This is a genomic window from Helicobacter sp. 23-1048 (assembly GCF_053654545.1).
Genome location: NZ_JBSIUT010000001.1, coordinates 1,033,234 through 1,053,802, shown reverse-complemented (window position 1 = coordinate 1,053,802; position 20,569 = coordinate 1,033,234). Strand labels below are relative to the sequence as shown.

Annotated in this window: 7 protein-coding genes, 2 tRNA genes, 3 rRNA genes and 1 pseudogene; 4 read left to right on the top strand and 9 right to left on the bottom strand. The window is 42.4% G+C overall.

Features of this window, described 5'->3' with window-relative positions; translation table 11 throughout:
* Positions 1-106: 106 nt before the first annotated feature.
* From ACWIWK_RS05165 to ACWIWK_RS05130, 8 genes and pseudogenes are all read right to left on the bottom strand, one after another.
* Positions 107-2,158, bottom strand: a complete 2,052-nt coding sequence (locus ACWIWK_RS05165; RefSeq protein WP_454151444.1) for a hypothetical protein — start codon at positions 2,156-2,158, stop codon at positions 107-109.
* Positions 2,159-2,667: 509 nt separating this feature from the next.
* Positions 2,668-3,645, bottom strand: coding sequence for a helix-turn-helix transcriptional regulator (locus ACWIWK_RS05160; RefSeq protein WP_454151442.1), 978 nt, complete (start codon positions 3,643-3,645; stop codon positions 2,668-2,670).
* Positions 3,646-3,782: 137 nt separating this feature from the next.
* Positions 3,783-4,317: pseudogene (locus ACWIWK_RS05155) on the bottom strand (hypothetical protein).
* A 115-nt stretch (positions 4,318-4,432) separates the two neighbouring features.
* A 5S ribosomal RNA gene (gene rrf, locus ACWIWK_RS05150) occupies positions 4,433-4,548 on the bottom strand.
* A gap of 209 nt (positions 4,549-4,757) precedes the next feature.
* Positions 4,758-7,643: ribosomal RNA gene (locus ACWIWK_RS05145) — 23S ribosomal RNA — on the bottom strand.
* Between the two features lie 351 nt (positions 7,644-7,994).
* A tRNA-Ala gene (locus tag ACWIWK_RS05140) sits at positions 7,995-8,070 on the bottom strand.
* Positions 8,071-8,122: 52 nt separating this feature from the next.
* Positions 8,123-8,199 (bottom strand) — tRNA-Ile (locus tag ACWIWK_RS05135).
* A 115-nt stretch (positions 8,200-8,314) separates the two neighbouring features.
* A 16S ribosomal RNA gene (locus ACWIWK_RS05130) occupies positions 8,315-9,812 on the bottom strand.
* The 16S, 23S and 5S rRNA genes sit together here with 2 tRNA genes alongside, the layout of an rRNA operon.
* Positions 9,813-10,655: 843 nt before the next feature.
* On the opposite strand from ACWIWK_RS05130, the gene ACWIWK_RS05125 reads away from it, so the two are divergent.
* Positions 10,656-13,469: an FAD-binding and (Fe-S)-binding domain-containing protein gene (locus ACWIWK_RS05125; RefSeq protein ID WP_454151440.1), complete on the top strand. Its 2,814-nt coding sequence runs from the start codon at positions 10,656-10,658 to the stop codon at positions 13,467-13,469.
* Between the two features lie 89 nt (positions 13,470-13,558).
* On the opposite strand, the gene ACWIWK_RS05120 is transcribed toward ACWIWK_RS05125, so the two are convergent.
* Positions 13,559-14,545, bottom strand: a complete 987-nt coding sequence (locus tag ACWIWK_RS05120; RefSeq protein WP_454151438.1) for a helix-turn-helix transcriptional regulator — start codon at positions 14,543-14,545, stop codon at positions 13,559-13,561.
* Positions 14,546-14,770: 225 nt separating this feature from the next.
* Between ACWIWK_RS05120 and ACWIWK_RS05115 the strand changes: the two genes are divergently transcribed.
* From ACWIWK_RS05115 to ACWIWK_RS05105, 3 genes are all read left to right on the top strand, one after another.
* Positions 14,771-17,041 carry a TonB-dependent receptor gene (locus ACWIWK_RS05115; protein WP_454151436.1) on the top strand — a complete coding sequence of 757 codons (2,271 nt, stop codon included), beginning with the start codon at positions 14,771-14,773 and terminating at the stop codon, positions 17,039-17,041.
* Between the two features lie 150 nt (positions 17,042-17,191).
* The gene (locus ACWIWK_RS05110) at positions 17,192-18,712 is read left to right on the top strand and encodes an MFS transporter (protein WP_454151434.1); all 1,521 of its coding nucleotides are present in this window, start codon (positions 17,192-17,194) and stop codon (positions 18,710-18,712) included.
* 12 nt (positions 18,713-18,724) lie between these two features.
* Positions 18,725-20,536, top strand: a complete 1,812-nt coding sequence (locus ACWIWK_RS05105; protein WP_454151432.1) for an ABC transporter ATP-binding protein — start codon at positions 18,725-18,727, stop codon at positions 20,534-20,536.
* Positions 20,537-20,569: the final 33 nt, after the last annotated feature.

The window sequence follows — 20,569 nt, the reverse complement described above, 5'->3', positions numbered from 1 at the left end:
TCGCCTTGCTCTTTTTGCCTTTTAAATTCTTGTTGTGTTGTCATTTTTTACTCCTTAATTTTTTTACTTAACCGCCACGATTTTTGCCAAAAAATTACATTTTCCTTTACAAACCTCCCTCTATTTTGATTTGCTCTGCAAGTGGCAAAACTTCATTTTCCCGCAGTTCGCCAAAAAATTCACTTGCTTCTTGTATAGGCTCTATGCTTAATGACAGATTATCTTGGATATCTTCTATATAGGGTTGTAAGTTTTGCTCGATATTATTTTTTATGGATTCATTGACCTTTGTTTGCATATTGCCACAAATATTACGCAAATTTGTATCAACCGCTTTGCGTTGTTCGCTCATTTTGTAATCATCGCTAAAAAATTTCCACACAGATTTGACTGCACCTACAACAATACCAACCGCACTCATAACAACTGCTGCAATAGCAAGAGCACCTGCTGCAGCCCAACCAGCAGGATTCCAAAGATTTGCTGCTGTCATTGTGATAGCTAGACCAATAACACCAACCCCAGCACCAATAAGCCCAGCCGTATTTAACCCGTTATCAATGTTGATGCTTAGATTTGAATCAAAATCATTATTTAGCGTTAGATTTTGAAAATCTTTAGCGATATTGCCTATACGCCTTTGTAAGTTTTCTATCTCTACTTCAACATCTTTGCCAAATTGTTTTTGCTCTTTTTCAAACGCTTCTTTAAATTTATCATTAAGCGATTGTTGTTGAGATTCCAAAACAGCTTTAAATTTGTTTTTAAAGCTATCATCACTGACATTGTCATCAATGTAGTCATACATTATATTTTGAACCGAACCTCTAAAAGCCCTTATCACGCTATCACTAGCCACTTCAAAGTTGCTTTTTGCACTATCTAATATACGCTCTATTTTGTGGCACGAATCCTCCACTTCTTTGGCGCATTTGTCGTATAAATCGCTATAAGTTTTATGCACAAATTCAAGCGTCTCATTCATACCAAGCAAGATTCTATGTGCTTTATTAAAGTTTGACTTTTTGATTTTTGCACCCACATTTTGCGCCAAATCATCGCTGATAAATTTCGCAAAGTCCAAAAATAGGCTTTTTTCTAACAACTCATCTTTTGAATATTTTGCGATAAATTTCTCTCTTTTTAGTGCCAAATTCTTTGCCTTTGTGGCTTCGCTACTTGCATTTTGTGGCAAATCTATGATAAGCGTTTTGTCCGCTAACGCGTAAAATGCCACTTGTGCGCTCAAAGTTTTGCGCCCTGCGTAGTGCTTTTGCTCATCTGTATCAAGTGTTTGTGCCATTATCTTATCCAAATCATTTAAGCCACTCTCATCGCTAGTTTGGATTATCGAATCTGATAGTTGCATAAGGTTTGTAACGGATTTGTTAAAAATGCTAAAGACTTCCGTTTGCGCGCCTAAATGCTCTTTGATTTTCTCAATCGTGCCTTTTGGTTGAGTGCCTTTGGATTCGCCACTTGGGCTATCGCCCTTTTGCGGTGGCTGTGGATTTCGCGTGATATAAAATACACAATGCGCCTTTTTAGTCGCCTTTAATATTTCATCAATCACAGCATTTTCCTTGCCCTCAATACCGGGCACATCTAAAATATCAAACTTCACGCCATTATTATCAAAATGATAAGTTTGACTTTTTTGCGTGAAATCCGCCCGTCCATCGCCGATAATCACGCCATCGCTACAATCTATCATCTTTTTAAGCGCGTTTGATTTAAGATATGGGGCAAAAAACGCGAAAATCTTACCTAAAAATGCCTCGCTGTAATATTTGAACGCTTCATAGCTTTTGTCAAACTTTGCGCGTGAATTTTGCTTGGTTGATTCGCCAAAATAAATCCGCAAAGATTCGATGATAGTGGATTTACCAGCATTTGTCTCACCATAAAATGCGATTGTAAAAGTGTCAAATTCTGCGACATTTTTGTAATCTAACGCGCTTTTTGTGGCATTTGCTTCAAAGTCGCTTATTTGTTTGCGGACTGCTTGCAACTGCTCTGCGCGAGATTTTGCTTCTATGTTGCTATCATCGCTACTTGCACCCACGCTATCGGCACTAATGCTATCTGCGCTCTCTTTCATATCCTGCAATTTCTCTAACACAAAGTCATAGACTTTGCTTGGCTCTATTTTTGACATTTTTGTCTCCGTTAGTTTGTATTTTTTTTGTCATTTTTTCTTCTTCCGCCGTCCATAGACTAAATCAGTCTGCCAAAAATCCTAGTTTATAGTCATTGCGGACTATGAATAGAACTCATTGCGAGCAAGATGCTGATTAAGCGTGGCAATGACAAAATTTTCCAATCCATTGCGGATGGGGATTAAGGGGGTGGGTTTGTCATACTGAGCAAAGTGAAGTATCTCAAAGTATCAATAAAAATAGAGATATTTCGCTAAACGGTCAATATGACAAATCTTTGTTGCTATTTGAGATACTTAGGCTAAAGCCTCAGTATGACAAACGGATAGATTGACACGAATTTTGCTAGCGCAAATTCTCGCAATGACGCCCACCCCCAAGCCCCTCGTGCTAAGGGAGGGGGTTATTTTGGATTGTCAAAAATCTGTGGCTTTTGTTTAGATAGCAGATTTTTGCGATGACAAACATTTCATACCCCATTTTAAAATCCCTTTTAAATCCCTGCATTTTACTCACTCCCCGTGTCAGCATTTGTCGCTTTGATATACTCTAGGAGCATTTTTTGGAGTTTTTCTTGTAGTGGTGTGGGGGAGATGATTTGGGCGTGTGGTAGCCAGCTTTTGACAAAATTTATCACTTCATCATCAAAGGCATATTGCATTTGTAGCGTTAGATTTTGATATGAATCTTTTATGATAGAGAAGTTTGCTCCCAAATTTTTGCGCAAAAAATGTATCCTAGCTTTTGGCGTGGTAAGCAGGATTTTCGCGGTTTTGGGGGCGGTGGTGAGATAGGCGGTGGAGTTTAGGCTAGATTTTAGCAGTGTTGTTACTTTTTGGCTAGGGGCAAACGCTTCTTTTGTGTCGATTAGATTTTTGATTTTGGATAGGGCAAAATGCTTTAATTTACGCGACTCGCTCGCTAGCAGATACCAAATGCCCTGAATATGCACTAGCTTGTATGGCTTTGCTACTCTAGGCTTTAGGCTATAAGTGAAGTGGAGTATGTGGTGGAGATCAATCGCTTCTTTGAGTGTCTCAAAGAGCTGTGTTTGAGGCTTTTCAAAATGTCCTTTGGCAATGTGTAGGGACTTCTCATCATCATCTAGCAAATCATAGACAAAAAACTCATCTAGCGTGGGGTAGAGTGCTTCTATCCCGCTAATAGAGGCAAATCGCTTGATAGATTTGGGATTTACACTCCCCCCCCCCCCGTAATAATCTAGCTGATATGTGCCTTTGTCATATTTGATACTTAGCAAATTTGCTATGTGAGATATATCGCGCTGTATCGTGCGAAGTGAAGTGCCAAACTCACTCGCTAGTAAGTCTGCCTTGATACACTCGCCCTCATAAAGTCGCTTTAGGATAATGATAAGTCTAGTGGAGAGAGAATCTTTGGAGTTGCTAGAATCGCTATGGGGCTTTGGTTTTTTTAGAGTTGGTTTGTTTTGTGGTTTTGGAGGATTTGTAGTCGCGAAAGTCATTTTACCCCTTTTGATTGTGCGTGTAAAGTCGTTTTGATTTAGTGAAAATTTGGCAAGATTGTAGCTAAATTTGGTTAGATTTTAGTTTGATTCTCACAATATTTTGGCAAAAATCTTGCGTGGTGTATTTGGTTGGCTCAAGACAACTTAAGTGGATTTTTTCTTATCATTTTTAATAAGATTTTATACAAATCTTGCTTTTGTATTTTGACATTTCAATGCTACTGCTAGCCTTGTATCTAAATTCTGTTTCTTTTAAGTGAAGCAAAAATTCTCTTTTTTGATTCCTTTAAATTTGCTTAATCTATGTTTTGCATAACCCATTGTGCTTGCAGTTAAGAGCATTAGCGAAGCAAAAATAGCTTTCATCAATTTCAATTTCGCTTTGTATTTTAAATATCTTTTCATACTCTTGTGCGATTAAGATTCTAATATTTTTACAAAATTTATCACACTTTTCATCGATAATTTTTTGTAAAATCTTACAAATTTTTGCAATTTTAACAGCCTCAATATCAAGACTTCTTGCAAGGCTACGAGTGTAAGCGAAGTAGAAACATATTTAATGATCTTTTTTTGAATCTCACTTGTTTTTGATTCTCTTAGTTTCTTAAATTCTTGCAAAGTTTTTTTATTATGTGGGATATACTTGTTTTTCATCGCTGACATCATAACTTAAGATTCCTTTGTTAGAGTCTAAGTTGGATTGAGCCAAAAACTAATAAGCAATAAGAATAAAGTAAATGAGCTAAAAGAATACAAGTAGTCTCTAAGTAGTTTTCCCCTAACCCTGCATCGACCTACATTCCCACACTTGCAAAGTGCAGTATCATCAGCGAAGAGGAGCTTAACTGCTAGGTTCGGAATGGAGCTAGGTGTGTCCTCCTCTCTATAGACACAAGGAAAAGGGAAATAAAGGCACTTTTTTAGAATCTCTTTTTTTTAAAATTTTGCCCTTATTTCCATTTTCCTAATGGGGGAAACAACAACTTGACAACCTACATACATAAGTTATCAATCACTGCAATAGCCTAAAAAACTACACCTAAACTTTATTGGTGTAAAATGATACACTCAATAAGGCAGTAATTAGAATACTTAAGACTTAATAAAGAAATAAGCCAAACGGTCTATTAGTAGTAGTCAGCTAAACACATTACTATGCTTACACACCTACCCTATCAAGCAGCTAGTCTTGCTGCGACCTTCAGGGAGAGTTCATCTTGGAGTTGGCTTCCCGCTTAGATGCTTTCAGCGGTTATCACATCCACGCGTAGCTACGCAGCGATGCTCTTGGCAGAACAACTGCTACACCAGTGGCGTGTCCATCCCGGTCCTCTCGTACTAGGGACAGCTCTCCTCAACTCTCCTGCGCCCACGGCAGATAGGGACCGAACTGTCTCACGACGTTCTGAACCCAGCTCGCGTACCGCTTTAAATGGCGAACAGCCATACCCTTGGGACCTGCTCCAGCCCCAGGATGCGATGAGCCGACATCGAGGTGCCAAACCTCCCCGTCGATGTGAGCTCTTGGGGGAGATCAGCCTGTTATCCCCGGGGTACCTTTTATCCTTTGAGCGATGACCCTTCCACACAGAATCACCGGATCACTATGACCGACTTTCGTCTCTGCTCGACTTGTTTGTCTCGCAGTCAGGCTGGCTTATGCCATTACACTCTGCTTGCGATTTCCAACCGCAATGAGCCAACCTTTGCAAGCCTCCGTTACTTTTTAGGAGGCGACCGCCCCAGTCAAACTACCCACCAGACATTGTCCTGCTAGAGGATAACTCTAGCCAGTTAGCCCACAGAAACATTAAGGGTGGTATCTCAAGGACAGCTCCATCTCCACCAGAGTAGAGACTTCAAAGCTTCCCACCTATCCTGCGCATAATGCTCCCATGTGCAGTGCCAAGCTGTAGTAAAGGTCCACGGGGTCTTTCCGTCTTGCCGCGGGTAGGAGGAATTTTCACCTCCACTACAATTTCACTGAATCTCTCTTTGAGACAGCTCCCATCTCGTTACGCCATTCATGCAGGTCGGTATTTAACCGACAAGGAATTTCGCTACCTTAGGACCGTTATAGTTACGGCCGCCGTTTACTCGGGCTTCAATTCAATGCTTTGGGTTGCCCCTGACAAATCCTCTTAACCTTCGAGCACCGGGCAGGCGTCACACCTTATACTTCCTCTTACGAGTTTGCAAAGTGCTGTGTTTTTGGTAAACAGTCGGGAGGGACTCTTTGCTGAGACCTATTGCTAGGCACACCTTATCGCGAACTTACGGTGCTAGTTTGCAGAGTTCCTTAAAGAGAGTTCTTTCACGCGCCTTAGAATACTCATCTCATCTACCTGTGTCGGTTTGCGGTACGGGCAATAGTAGTTAAACTTAGAAACTTTTCTTGGCACGACGGTATCAGTGATTCTCCCCGCTATCCGAAGACTTTGGAGAGCCTTTGAGGTTTGACATACAGAGGCGGATTTGCCTATCCTCCAAGCTGCACCCTTAGACTAGCACTTCCATCAGCTAGCTCACCTAACCCTATGCGTCCTTCCATCGCACACTACTATTGGTATTGGAATATTAACCAATTTTCCATCGACTACCCATTTCTGACTTGTCTTAGGACCCGACTAACCCTACGATGACGAGCATCGCGTAGGAAACCTTAGACTTTCGGCGAAGTGGATTCTCACCACTTTTATCGCTACTCATTCCTGCATGCTCACTTCGCATCGCTCCACCACTTCTTGCCGATATGGCTTCAACGCTGATACGAACGCTCTTCTACCACTCTATGCACCAGCATAGAATCTACAACTTCGGTGTCTATCTTAGCCCCGTTATATTTTCTGCGCAAAATCACTAGACCAGTGAGCTGTTACGCTTTCTTTAAAGGATGGCTGCTTCTAAGCCAACCTCCTGGTTGTCTAAGTAACTTCACATCATTTTCCACTTAGAATAGAACTTTGGGACCTTAGTTGGTAGTCTGGGTTGTTCCCCTTTTGACGATTGATTTTATCACCCACCGCCTGACTCCCAAGATAAGGCAATAGGTATTCGTAGTTTGACAGGGGTTGGTACCGCGGTGAGCAGCCCTAGCCCAATCAGTGCTCTACCCCCTATTGCTATCACTTGAGGCTATACCTAAATATATTTCGAAGAGAACCAGCTATCACCAAGTTTGTTTGGCCTTTCACCCCTATCCACAACTCATCCCAACCCGTTTCAATGGGCACGAGTTCAGTCCTCCATAAGCTGTTACACTTACTTCAACTTGGTCATGGATAGATCACTTGGCTTCGGGTCTGCAGCATCTGACTTAACGCCCTATTAAGACTCGCTTTCGCTATGGCTTCGCGTGTGCTTAACCTTGCCAGATACCACAACTCGCAGGATCATTATGCAAAAGGCAGTCCATCACCCTGATAAATCATAGGGCTCTGAATGATTGTAAGCAAATGGTTTCAGGTTCTATTTCACTCCGCTACCCGCGGTTCTTTTCACCTTTCCCTCACGGTACTTGTGCGCTATCGGTGTGATAGTAGTATTTAGGGTTGGAGGGTGGTCCCCCCAGCTTCAGCCCGGATTTCACGTGTCCTGGCTTACTCTGGATACTGCTACCTAGCAATGTCTTTTCGCATACGGGATTATCACCCTCTATGATGAGCCTTTCCAAACTCTTCTGCTAAGATATTGCAGTGGATATTGCAGTCCTCAACCCCGAGTGCAAGCACTCGGTTTGCCCTTATCCCCGTTCGCTCGCCGCTACTAAGAGAATCTCGTTTGATTTCTTTTCCTCTAGCTACTGAGATGTTTCACTTCGCTAGGTTCGCCCCTTAATCGGTAATGCGCATCACTACGCATTGGGTTGCCCCATTCGGAAACCTACGCATCAAAGCTCCTTGACAGCTCCGCGTAGCTTTTCGCAGTCTAGTGCGTCCTTCATCGCCTCTATCACCCAAGGCATCCACCATTTGCCCTTACAAAGCTTATGCCTTCATTATTGAGTATTCTAAAATTACTGCCTTACTGAGTGTATCGTGTGATTCAAGTATGATTTATATCACGCTCAAACCCGCCAGCAGAATCTATACGGAACTAGATATATGCCGACCACCTACACCACAATAAAACAGGCTATTGTAGTTTTAATTTTACTTAGGCTATTAACAATGATAAGTTAAATAACACGACTTTTACAAAGCCTAATGCAAATCTTACAAACACACACTCATTCAACCTCTTTGGGTTGAGATTCTCTATGAGATAAAACTTGCATTAAACTTTGAACAAACAAACCTTAGAATCTATGCTAAATAAGTTAGCTAAATCCTCCACTTGCAATATGGTGGAGAATAGCGGGATCGAACCGCTGACCTCCTGCGTGCAAAGCAGGCGCTCTCCCAGCTGAGCTAATTCCCCTCACAATCTTAATAACAAACCACTAGGTGCTTTATTACAAAATGTCATTTTCTGGTGGGCTTAGGAGGACTTGAACCTCCGACCTCACCCTTATCAGGGGTGCGCTCTAACCACCTGAGCTATAAGCCCCTATGCTAACTTTACATTGAGATGATCTCTGAAAACTAAGCAAGAAACAAAGAGGCACGCTAAATCTCTAACTTTTTTGGTTTGGATAAAACAAATTACCCAAACAATTCTCTAGAAAGGAGGTGATCCAACCGCAGGTTCTCCTACGGTTACCTTGTTACGACTTCACCCCAGTCGCTGCATCCGCCGTGGGCGGTAACCAATTTAGTATCCCGACTTAAGGCGAATACAACTCCCATGGTGTGACGGGCGGTGAGTACAAGACCCGGGAACGTATTCACCGCAACATTGCTGATTTGCGATTACTAGCGATTCCAGCTTCATGTAGTCGAGTTGCAGACTACAATCCGAACTGAGAGGCGTTTTGGAGATTTGCTCCATCTCGCGATATTGCATCTCTTTGTGCGCCCCATTGTAGCACGTGTGTAGCCCTAGGCGTAAGGGCCATGATGACTTGACGTCGTCCTCACCTTCCTCCTCCTTACGAAGGCAGTCTCCCTAGAGTGCTCAGCCGAACTGCTAGCAACTAAGGACGAGGGTTGCGCTCGTTGCGGGACTTAACCCAACATCTCACGACACGAGCTGACGACAGCCGTGCAGCACCTGTTTTCAAGCTCTGGCAAGCCAGCACTCCGCTATCTCTAGCAGATTCTATCAATGTCAAGCCTAGGTAAGGTTCTTCGCGTATCTTCGAATTAAACCACATGCTCCACCGCTTGTGCGGGTCCCCGTCTATTCCTTTGAGTTTTAATCTTGCGACCGTACTCCCCAGGCGGAATGCTTAATGCGTTAGCTGCATTACTGCAAGGACGAGCCTCACAACAACTAGCATTCATCGTTTAGGGCGTGGACTACCAGGGTATCTAATCCTGTTTGCTCCCCACGCTTTCGTGCATGAGCGTCAGTAATGTTCCAGTAGGTCGCCTTCGCAATGAGTATTCCTCTTGATCTCTACGGATTTTACCCCTACACCAAGAATTCCACCTACCTCTCCCACACTCTAGAATAGCAGTTTCAAATGCAGTTCTATGGTTAAGCCATAGCATTTCACATCTGACTTGCTATCCCGCCTGCGCACTCTTTACGCCCAGTGATTCCGAGTAACGCTTGCACCCTCCGTATTACCGCGGCTGCTGGCACGGAGTTAGCCGGTGCTTATTCGTTAGATACCGTCATAATCTTCTCTAACAAAAGGAGTTTACAATCCTAAAACCTTCATCCTCCACGCGGCGTTGCTGCTTCAGGGTTTCCCCCATTGAGCAATATTCCCTACTGCTGCCTCCCGTAGGAGTCTGGACCGTGTCTCAGTTCCAGTGTGTCCGTTCACCCTCTCAGGCCGGATACCCGTCATAGCCTTGGTGAGCCATTACCTCACCAACAAGCTGATAGGACATAGGCTAATCCCATAGCGAAAAACTTTCCCCCGTAGGGAGTATCTAGTATTAATCACCGTTTCCAGTGGCTATCCCAGACTATGGGGCATATTACCTATGCGTTACTCACCCGTGCGCCACTAATCCACCTCTAGCAAGCTAAAGGCTTCATCGTTCGACTTGCATGTATTAGGCACGCCGCCAGCGTTCACTCTGAGCCAGGATCAAACTCTCCATAAAAAGCGGGGAGTTGGAATCTAAATCAATAGAGCCAAACTCTCCAAAATTGTAGATTCCCTAAATAAATCAAAGAATCTGTTTTTAGGTTAGTTGTCCTAGTCTTAAGTCAAAGCTTAAACTCTTATCACTTCGATAAGCTCAAAGTATATTTGAGATTTAACATAGCTTAAGAAAAAGGTTGCCAGAAACCAGCACACCTCTTATCTCTTGCTTAGATTTCAAAGATCATTACTCAAAATTTGCTTTAATCTTAAACTGAGGTTACCCATTTTAAGAATCTAAAGTAAAGTTTTGTGTAAAAGAACAAGATTGTAAAATTCAATAAATTTTAGCCATCTTTTCCACCCTCTAATTCGACTTTAAAGAGCGAAAATTTAAAGCAAAAAGCACTCCAAATATCCAAAAAGGATTCTCAAAGGCTTTTAACAAAATCTCTAAAATTTCTCCTTATGGTTACATTAAAAAGAAATCCATTTTAAAGAAAAGCTATTTTATGCTTTGTTAATGACCAAAAATTACGAGAATTTTTCAAATCAAAAGCGGGATTTTATAAAAACAAACCTTAAAGTTTCCTTATATTTTGTTAATTTTGTAAAAAATCTGCAAAAATTTTGAAATTTTTTACATTTTTTTTGATTTTTCATTAGAAATATCATAAATTTGTCTTAAGAAATTCTTACAAAAACTTTAATCACAAAGTAACGATATGCTTGTTTCACCGTGCGCAATCATAGCTTAAGACTCCTTGTAATGTTTAAAATTTAAGTTGTCTTGAGTCTATTTTTTGCTACAATGTCGCATTTTAGGGAGATTTCACATTTTAGATTCACATAAGGATGCACAATGAAACCAAACTACACAACATTCATAAGCAAGGCAAAATCAATCTGTATTGGGCGTGTTTGGGATTCGCGCTTAATGCGATACGCGCTAGGCGTGGATGCGAGCTGTTATAGCTATGTGCCAAAAGTCGTCATTCGCGCAAATAGCGAGGGCGAAATCATTGCGCTTTTGGCACTTGCTAGGCAATGCCACACGCCTATAACTTTTCGTGCCGCAGGGACTTCACTTAGCGGACAATGCAGTAGCGATTCGGTGCTGATTATCGCAAATGAGGGCTTTAAAAGCATTGAAGTTAAGGGTAATGTCATTGAGTGCGGGTGTGGCGTGATTGGTTGCGAGGCAAATGCGGCGTTAGCACCACTTGGCAAAAAGATTGGACCAGACCCAGCGACTATCACAACTGCGCTAATTGGCGGGATTTTCAACAACAATTCAAGCGGAATGTGCTGTGGCGTGGAGCAAAATAGCTATAACACCATTCATTCTGTCCGCGCAGTGCTAACGGATGGCACAATCATCGATACAGCAGACAAAAATAGCGTTGAATCCTTTTGCAAAACCCACGCACACATTGTAAAATCTCTGCAAAAACTCCGCGCTGAAATTCTCGCCGACAAAGAGCTAACCGCACTCATCGCGCGAAAATACAAAATCAAAAACACCACAGGATACAGCATAAACGCCCTAGCGGATTTTAGCGACATTGCGGATATTTTAAATCATATCTTAATCGGTAGCGAGGGGACTTTGGCATTCATCAGCAAGGTGCGCTACAACGCCGTGATTGACGCGAAATTCAAAGCGTGTGGATTGCTATTTTTTGCGGATTTGAGCGAGGCGAGTAAAGCGGTGGTCGCGCTATCAAAACTTGGGCGGGACAAAGTTGTGAGTGCGGAAATGATGGATTATGCCTGTCTTATGGCGGTTAAAGATAGTGAAGGGATACCTAGCATAGTCAAAGAGTGCAAAGAAGGCTATTCGTGTATTTTATTTCAAAGCGAATCACAGGAGTCTTCAAAGTTAGAGGCGAATCTAACTGCCATAAAAGCGGAGTTAGAATCCATCAAAATGCCCTTTGCGCCATTGTATTCAAAGGATTCGCACGAATATGATGCGTGGTGGAAGATTCGCAAGGGAATCTTGCCTATTGTCGCAGGGACACGCCCAAAAGGGACTACGATTATCACCGAAGATGTGTGCTTTGAGATTAATAAATTTACCGATGGCGTGGCGTGGTTGCAAGAGTTGTTTAAGAAATATGGCTTTGATGGCGTGATTTTTGGACACGCATTAGCGGGAAATCTGCACTTTAATATCACGCCAGACTTAAAAGACAAAAAGCAATATGAAAATTTTGCCGCGCTTGTGGAGGAAATGAGCAGCAAAGTCGCGCTAATGGGTGGAAGTGCGAAAGCCGAACACGGCACGGGACGAATGGTTGCGCCATTTGTGGAAATCGAGTGGGGCAAAAAGGCTTATGCAATCAATGTGGCGATAAAAAATGCCTTTGATTCTGCGCGACTTTTGAACCCCGATGTCATAATCAGCGATGATGCGACAATTTTTAAGAAAAACCTTAAATCCGCACCCAAAAATCTGCTCAACCTACCCGAAAATAGCGAGATGATAAATCGCTGTATGGAGTGCGGATTTTGTGAGAAAAACTGCCCATCGCGCGAGATTGCACTAACACCGCGTGAGCGTATTGCAGTGCTACGCGAAATCACGCGACTTTTAGAAGACGGCAAAAAGTATGAGGCGGACGCGCTTTTGAGCGAATATGAATACTTTGGCAATGAAACCTGCGCGGGTTGTTCATCGTGCCTTGCTCTTTGTCCGCTTGGGATTGATACCGCAAATGTCGCCTTTGAGTTAAGAGTGGCGATGAGTGGCAAAACGCAGAAATTCGCGCAAAAAATTTATAATAATTTTAGTGCAATTTTGGGCGTGGCGCGTGGAGGACTGCGAATCTACCGCGTGGCAAGTGCGATTTTGAGTGAATTTTGGGTTAGCAAAATCACAGGCGCATTGCATAAATTAAGTGCGAATCTGCCCTTTACTCCGCCATTTATGCCTCGCGCAAATGGTTACACACTCACAAATAAGGGCGAAAATCTGCCCGATAAAGTCGTGTATTTCACTTCTTGCACGAATCGCATTTTTGCCCCAAATGCCAAACAGCGCGACAAACGCCCATTGCAAGAAGTAGTGGAGAGCATTTGTGCGAAAGCAAAAATCGGCGTAATTTATCCGCAAAAAATCAAACAAATGTGCTGTGGCAAGATGTTTGAGGATTATGAGAGTATAAAGGCACAAAATAGGGCGTTTTTAGAATCCGAGCTACAAAAGGCAACGGAGGACGGGAAATATGCTATTATAACAGACCATTCAAGTTGCTTTTACTCTACGATTGCGCAGTTTGGGGATAAATATAAAGTGTATGATATTAGCGAATTTATTTTAAGCATAAGCGACAAACTTGCTTGGAGCAAGGTGGATTCGCCACTTTTGGTGCATAGGCTTTGTCTGCTAAAAAAGCTGGGCAAGGATAGCGCGATTGTGGAAGTAGCAAAGCTATGCAGTGATGATGTGCGCGTGGTAAAAAGCTTTGAGTGTTGCGGATTTGCGGGTAAAAAGGGCTTTTTTACTCCAGAGCTCAACAAGTCTAGCACGGCACATTTGGCAGATGAAAGCGCGACAAATATCATCGGTGTGAGCTCAAGTAGCACTTGTGAGATAGGACTTTGCGCGTATAGTGAGAGTAAATTTCAAAATGTGGCGTATATGGTGGATAAGGCGACTAGCGCGAAATAATGCGCGTTCAATTTGCCTTTGGTATTGACAAAACAATGTATTTTTGTAACTCACTAGAATCTCATAGATTCTCAACCCAAATACAATTTTTAATGATTTTTGGTCGTTTTAATGAATCTATTTGGGCTTACTCCTATCTTTTCTCTAAAGTTTTTACAAAAACACGAAACATTGACATAGCCCACTTCATTTGCGACTTCACTTACATTTTTGCCAGATTGCAACAAAAAAATAGCATTTTGAATTTTGCATTGTTTGAGGTATTGATATATAGAAATGCCTTTAACCGAGCGAAAATCACTTGTGAGTTTGCTCACACACACTTCAAATCGCTCTGCAAGCGTGCATAGATTCAAACATTCCTCGCTTGCGTTATAGTTCGTTTCCAAATATTCTGCCACGCGGGCAATATAAGCATTTTTACTATAATTTATACCATAAGCGTTGTGCATTTGTAATTTATAAGCACTTTCTTGTATGGTAAGCAAAGACTCTAAGACCTTTAGTCTTAATAAATCAATGTTCTTTGTTCCACAAAGCATATTAAGTAAGCCACGAGTATGCAGGCAGGACTTCACCACTAATGGATTTTGGATAAGAAATTCATAAAGCAATTCGATGTTAAAATTAGATAAAAAAGATTGTATTTCTCTCTTGGATTCTTTTACATCAATGTCAATTTGCACACAATTACAATCCGCAAAAGAACTTTGACCAATTGTATGTGTGTTTGGTGCTACTATATAAATTTCACCACCCTCCACACTAAAAGGCTCGCAATCCAACTCGCTCTTGTAGTTTCCACTTTGCAATAATCCAAAATGCACCCTTGGAGAATCAAATTTATAATCCAAACAAGAAAAATCCCCCACAAAACTTCCATAATGTAGCGTTACTCCATCAAGTATGGAAACAACATTACATCTCACATTAAAATCTTGTCCCAAAAACTCTAGGCTTTGCATATCTTTTGAAAGATTTAATTGTGCGACCTTTCTCGCAGAGCGAGAAAAAACATCATAGTGCGAATACAAACTAGCTTTAGCCCTTGTATTGTCTTTGATAGGTGTAGTCATCATTTCTCCTTATTTGTATTGATTCGCAAATAATAAACTATAATAAAATTTAAGAATTGTTATTATATCATAAATTATCAACAAAACGACAAAAATCACAAATTAAAGTTTTACGCGCAAAAATTTATATTATTTTGAGGTATTTTGGTATTTTAGAGTAGAAATTTTTTGATGGCTTTTATTATTATTGCGACTTATTTTTATCTAATTCTAAGGAGATAACTAATGGAAGCAATGCCAAAAACTAAGCCTTACACAATTTCTATTATCACTTACGCGCTATTAGCACTAAGTAATATAAACGCACAAAGCGAAGACACAAAATTTAGCGATAAACAAGATTCTAACGCTACACCACAGCAATCTGTGCAACTCGAAAAATCCACTACTACGACTTATGCAAACAAATACGAAGCGGAAATCCAAAGTGTAAATTCTAGCGTGCAAGTGGTAAAGCAAAAGCAACTCTCAAATGCCAACATAAAATCCACTACCGAACTAAGTAGCATTTTTGCGGGCTTGCAGATTCAAGATTCTCACGGCACATCGGTGTTTCCTATGGCTTCTTTGCGCGGGATTTCTAGCCCTGATTATTACACCACCACGCTCAATCTCTATGTCGATGGCGTCCCACAAAGTGCAAATTTCCTTATCCAAGCCTTAGGCGATGTGGAGGCAGTAGAGTTGCTTCGCGGTGCGCAAGGCACACTCTATGGCGAAAACTCCCAAGCAGGGCTAATCTCTATCCGCACCAAAAACCCAATGAAAGGCGACTATGCCAATGTCTCTCTCACAGGCTCAAAGCTCTATGAGGACTTAAACGCCTACATAGGTGGCGAACTAGTCAAAAACAAACTTTGGGGCAAGGCAAGCGTGCGCTACATACACGATAATGGCTTTATCAAATATGGGAACAAAAATATGAAAGATAGCGATAGCATTTTAGGCGGGGCTTCGCTGTATTATGCCCCTACAAGTGCGTTTCTAGCCACGGTCAGCTATAATTTTCACTATGTGCCTAAAAACACCAAAGGATTTTGGCTTACCAAATCCCAATACCAAAACGGCACAACCGCTAGTGGCTGGGAGATTCCCGCAGATTCTCCTGTGGCGGATAATTTCGGGTATGGTGGTGCAGATGGTCGGCAATGGCAACCAAATGGCACTACACTTGGGCAACCAAACGCCGTGTATGCCAAAAACCCTTGGGAAAAGCTCCTCGCCCAGCAAGCAAGCCTAAAGCTAGATTATGACTTTGGCGGGCATTTGCTAAGCTCCATTACTGCTTTTAACAAGACAGATTCTCTTACGAACACTTATCCTTTGGTGCAAACTTATGGAGGCAAAAAGGACGGGTATTTTTATGATATTACGCAAGTGCTAGAGGAGTTGCGCTTAGATAGCGAGTATAGCAATGGAATCCGCACGACTTTTGGCGCGTATTATAAGCATTTGATAACCGATAATGGAATGCGCGGATTTATCGGTGGAGCAGGTGATATGACGCCATTTGGATTTCGGGCAAATTGGAGTGCAACAGAGCGGGTAAATACCATAGCATTTTTTGGCGATGGGTATTTCCCCTTAGGGCAATATTTTGACATCGGCTTTGGCGGACGCTATCAGTATTATCACGCTTCCATAGATAGCCCTGTGGCTGCAGGGGCGGGCATTAACTCCGCATATACAAACTCCAAAGGCTGGCATACTTTTAATCCTAGAATATCCTTTGGCTTTAATCCAAACGAGCATATTAAACTCTACATTGCAGGCACGCATAGCACCAAAATGGGCGGATTTGCGAAATTCCCCTATGCAGATGATGACAAAGAGCCTTACAACCCCGAGCAGATTTATAGCGCGGAGTTAGGAAGCCATTTGCGCTTTTTAGATTCTGTGCTTATGGCAAATCTCGCTGTTTATTATTCGTATATACAAGATAGGCAAGCCTATGTGGGAAATAGTATCGCCCAAAGTATCAAAAACATAGGAGACGCATATAGCACGGGGTTTGAAGCAGATATAAACTACAATGGCGAGCGATTGTATGTAAGTCTCGGCACAAATATCGGTATCGCACGCTATACAAATGGTGGCAAAAATGTCGGTAGCTTAAGTATCGGCGGGCAACCCGCTCCCTATGATGTGCGTGGCAAGGAGCTAAAATACGCACCGCTTGTGAGCCTCACTGCAAGTGCGGATTGGAATTTCTTACGCATAAATGCGCATAGATTGTATGTAGGTGGCAATGCGCGATTTTACACAAAGCAATATTTTGATGATTTGATACGCAGTGATGATTTGATGCAAAAGCCCTATGTGGTTTTGGACTTAAACACGCGCTATGAATACAAAAACTTCAGCTTTAAAATCTTCGCCCAAAATGTAACCAACACGCGCTACGCGCTCTATGCACGGCAACTTAATCTACTAGAGCCCTACTATCTCGTAGGCAATCCGTGGAATCTCGGTGCGCAAGTGGCGTATAAATACTAAATCAACATTAAAAGGAGGTTTTTCTTGTCATATTGATGCTTTGAAAAAGCCGAAATATCTCTGGTCTTTTGAAAAACTTTGAGATATTTCGCTAACGCTCAATATGACAATAAAACGACAATAAATAAACCAATACAAAGGAGCAAAATTATGAAATTGTATAGCATTTCTTTTAGCGTGTATAGCATTATTAGCATTTTTACGCTGATGATTTATGGCGCGTTGCCCGCGATAATGGCAAAAGATGGCATCGCCCCGCAAGAAATCGGGCTACTTTACCTTACGATGATTCCCTTTATGCTAAGTTTTTTTTACTCTGGTGTCGTGGAAATCTGGCGCAAAAAGCACGCACATAATTTTAAGATTCTCTGCCTTGCGCTTGGGCTAGTTTCTGCGGTTAGTTTTATCGCGCTTGGGGCTTTTGCCTCGCCACAAGATATAGGGCTATTATGCGTGGCGTTTATGGTTATGTGTTTGCTTGGGGCGTGTGCTATCATTAGCCTAAACGCCATTGCGATTACGCAAACAAGCGCGGATAAAAAAGTAAGCCTAAATACCATAATGCTCCTTGCCTCTGGCGTGGGTGGGATTATGGGCATCATAGTCGCCCTCGTAATCTATGAAAAATATGGCTTTAGCGTGGCGTGCTTTGTAATGGCGTTTTTTGTGGCGTTGCTTTGCGTGCCGTTTGTGCGTATGAGCTCAAATGGGCAATATGGGAATCTTCGCGGTGTAAATTCTGAAATATCGCCCGCAAATAGCGCAAAAATCGCTACAAACGCGACAAATTACGCCATCGATTCCTCGCCCTCCAAAGACTCCCTGCATTTTAAAGATTCCTGTCATTCCAAAGACTCGATTTTGCAAACGCTAAAAAGCCTAAGTTTGTGGGGGTGGCTAGGATTTTTTTGCCTCTGTATGCTCCCTATCGCACTTGCAAACACCACAAGCACAATGCTTTTAGTCTATATTGGATTTTCGCTTGATGTCGTTGGGATTGTCGGTGGGGTGATAAATTGCGTAGCGATGTTTGTAGGCGCACCTTTAGCGTATTTGCTTATCCGCATTTTTGGATTTCGCCCTGCGTTTATCACGCTTTTGGCGTTTTGTGCGTGCGTGTTTTTGCTATTGTTAGCAAATATGTGGCTATGGCAAAATCACGCGTTAATCTTGATTGGGCTAGCGTGCATTGGCGTATATATGTGCGCGCTATGCGTGTTTATGTATTCGCTAGGAATGCGTATCTGTGAGGGTAGCGCACAAAGCGGGGTAGATTTTAGCTTCTTGCGCTCGGCGGAAAATGCCTGTTTTGTCATCGGCGGGGTTATCGCTTCACAGATTTTAGGGATTTTTATCGCGCAAGATACCATTGAAGCCTTAAGCAAAGGCGAGGGGCATTCTCACCATTCACGCGAGACATATTTTGATGGCGCGGATTTTGGTAGCGCGGATTTTGGTAGCGCAGGGCTTGGCAGTGGAGATTCTAGCGTGGCAAGCGCAGAATCTAGCCTAAGTGGCGTTAGCGAAGCGTTGGCAGATTTTAGCGAAGTATTGGCTCGCAGCGGGATTGAAGTGAGCGTAGCAAATGGCTATTTCGCGCTATTTTGCGCCTCGCTTGTGTTTGGACTCATCGCGCTAGCTATCACCGCGTGTAATAAAAAAATCACATAAAGGAGTAAAACAATGAAAACACAAAACCAAAACAAAAAGCCGAAAAAAGGTGTGCCTAGATTGCTTGAGATTAGCGGGGAGAAAAAGACGCTTTTGGCATTTTCTAGCCTGCTTAGCGCGCTTTCTGCGATTTTGCAGTTTGTGCCTTATTTTGCGGGGTATTGGATTGTGCAAGAGTTTGTCCTAAACGCGCACGATTTGGCAAATGTGGATAAAAATTTGGTGTTTTATTGCGCGCTTATCGCCATTTCTAGCGTGATTGTCTCTATGCTCTTGCAAGGGGCGACTTTTACGCTTAGTCATTTTGCTGCATATCGCATTCTCTACAATCTACGCTTGCGCCTTGCTCGCCACCTAGCCACGCTTCCACTAGGCTATTTCACGCACACAACCAAAGGTGCGATTCACAAAACTTTGCAAGAAAATGTCGAAAAAATCGAAAACTTTGTCGCCCATAAGATTCCAGAATTTATCCAATCAGTCGTGGGGGCGTGCGCGATTTTTGTGATTTTTGTTTGGAGCGATTGGCGACTTGCCATAGTATGCGTGGCGGTGTATTTAGTCGGGCTATTTGTGCAATTTAGCGTCTATGGCAAGACAAAAGTAGAGATGAAAGCCTGCTTAGAGCAGTTTTTTAGCAAACTAGAATCCATAAACTCCTCAAGTATGGAGTTTATCAAAGGCATTAGCGTGGTAAAAATGTTTGGCAAAAGCATTTTTGCATTCCAAGATTTTGCTAAATCTGTGGAGGACTATCATCATTTCACTTTGAGTTTTACTTACAAATGTATGCGTCCTTTTGGGGTTTTTACCACGCTTGTAAATGGCTTTATCCTCTTTGCGTTGCCCTTTTGTGCGTATTTCATCACGCGTGATACTTTCAATCTCTACGATATTTTGGTATGCGTGTTTTTCATATTGCTTAGCAATGGCTTAATCGCGCCATTTTTGCGCCTTTTTAACCTAAGTAGCGAGCTAATGCAAATAAGCGAAGCGGTGGAGCGAGTGGATACAATCTTTCGCCAAAAGCCCCTGCCACAAAGCAAAAATCCGCTCAAGCCAACGCGCTTTGACATAGAATTTAAAAGCGTAGATTTTGCATATCAAAATCCAAATGGAGAATTGAGCGCAAAACACGCGCTTAAAAATGTAAGTTTTGCACTGCGACAAGGGGAATCGCTTGCCATTGTCGGCAAAAGCGGTGCGGGGAAATCTAGTATCGTGCATTTGCTCGCACGATTTTATGACGCAAGCGCGGGCGAAATCCTAATGGGCGGAATCAACATAAAAGACATTGCAGAATGCGATTTGATGGAAGCAATGAGCTTTGTGTTTCAAGAGAATTTTATGTTTTTCGATTCACTGCGTGAGAATATAAAAGCTGGCAAGGAAGCCAGCGATGAGGAGATTTTGCACGCTGCGCATTTAGCGCAATGCGATGAAATCATCACCAAATACGGGTTAGATTGTGTCATCGGGCAGGGAGGAATGAATCTAAGCGGTGGCGAAGCACAGCGCATAAACTTAGCGCGGGCGATTTTGAAAAACGCGCCTATTTTATTGCTTGATGAGGTAAATTCCGCGCTTGATAGCGAAAATGAAGCAAAGCTCAATGAGGCACTAAAAAATCTAGCGCGTGGAAAAACACTCATAATGGTCGCACACAAGCTCAACTCCGCGCTTAAATGCGATAAAGTCGCGCTAATGGAAAAAGGCGAGATTCTCGCGCTTGGGACGCACAAAGACTTATTAAAGTCTTGCCCGCAGTATAAGGAACTATGGAATCTCTACAATGATACGCAACAATGGAGTATTAAAAATTAGCGGGTTTTGGCGTGCGTAGATTTTGGCGTTTGG

Bases quoted from the DNA above. Each gene is read 5' to 3' on its own strand.
- ACWIWK_RS05165 (WP_454151444.1), bottom strand. From the start codon at position 2,158: ATGTCAAAAATAGAGCCAAGCAAAGTCTATGACTTTGTGTTAGAGAAA.
- ACWIWK_RS05160 (WP_454151442.1), bottom strand. From the start codon at position 3,645: ATGACTTTCGCGACTACAAATCCTCCAAAACCACAAAACAAACCAACT.
- ACWIWK_RS05125 (WP_454151440.1), top strand. From the start codon at position 10,656: ATGAAACCAAACTACACAACATTCATAAGCAAGGCAAAATCAATCTGT.
- ACWIWK_RS05120 (WP_454151438.1), bottom strand. From the start codon at position 14,545: ATGACTACACCTATCAAAGACAATACAAGGGCTAAAGCTAGTTTGTAT.
- ACWIWK_RS05115 (WP_454151436.1), top strand. From the start codon at position 14,771: ATGGAAGCAATGCCAAAAACTAAGCCTTACACAATTTCTATTATCACT.
- ACWIWK_RS05110 (WP_454151434.1), top strand. From the start codon at position 17,192: ATGAAATTGTATAGCATTTCTTTTAGCGTGTATAGCATTATTAGCATT.
- ACWIWK_RS05105 (WP_454151432.1), top strand. From the start codon at position 18,725: ATGAAAACACAAAACCAAAACAAAAAGCCGAAAAAAGGTGTGCCTAGA.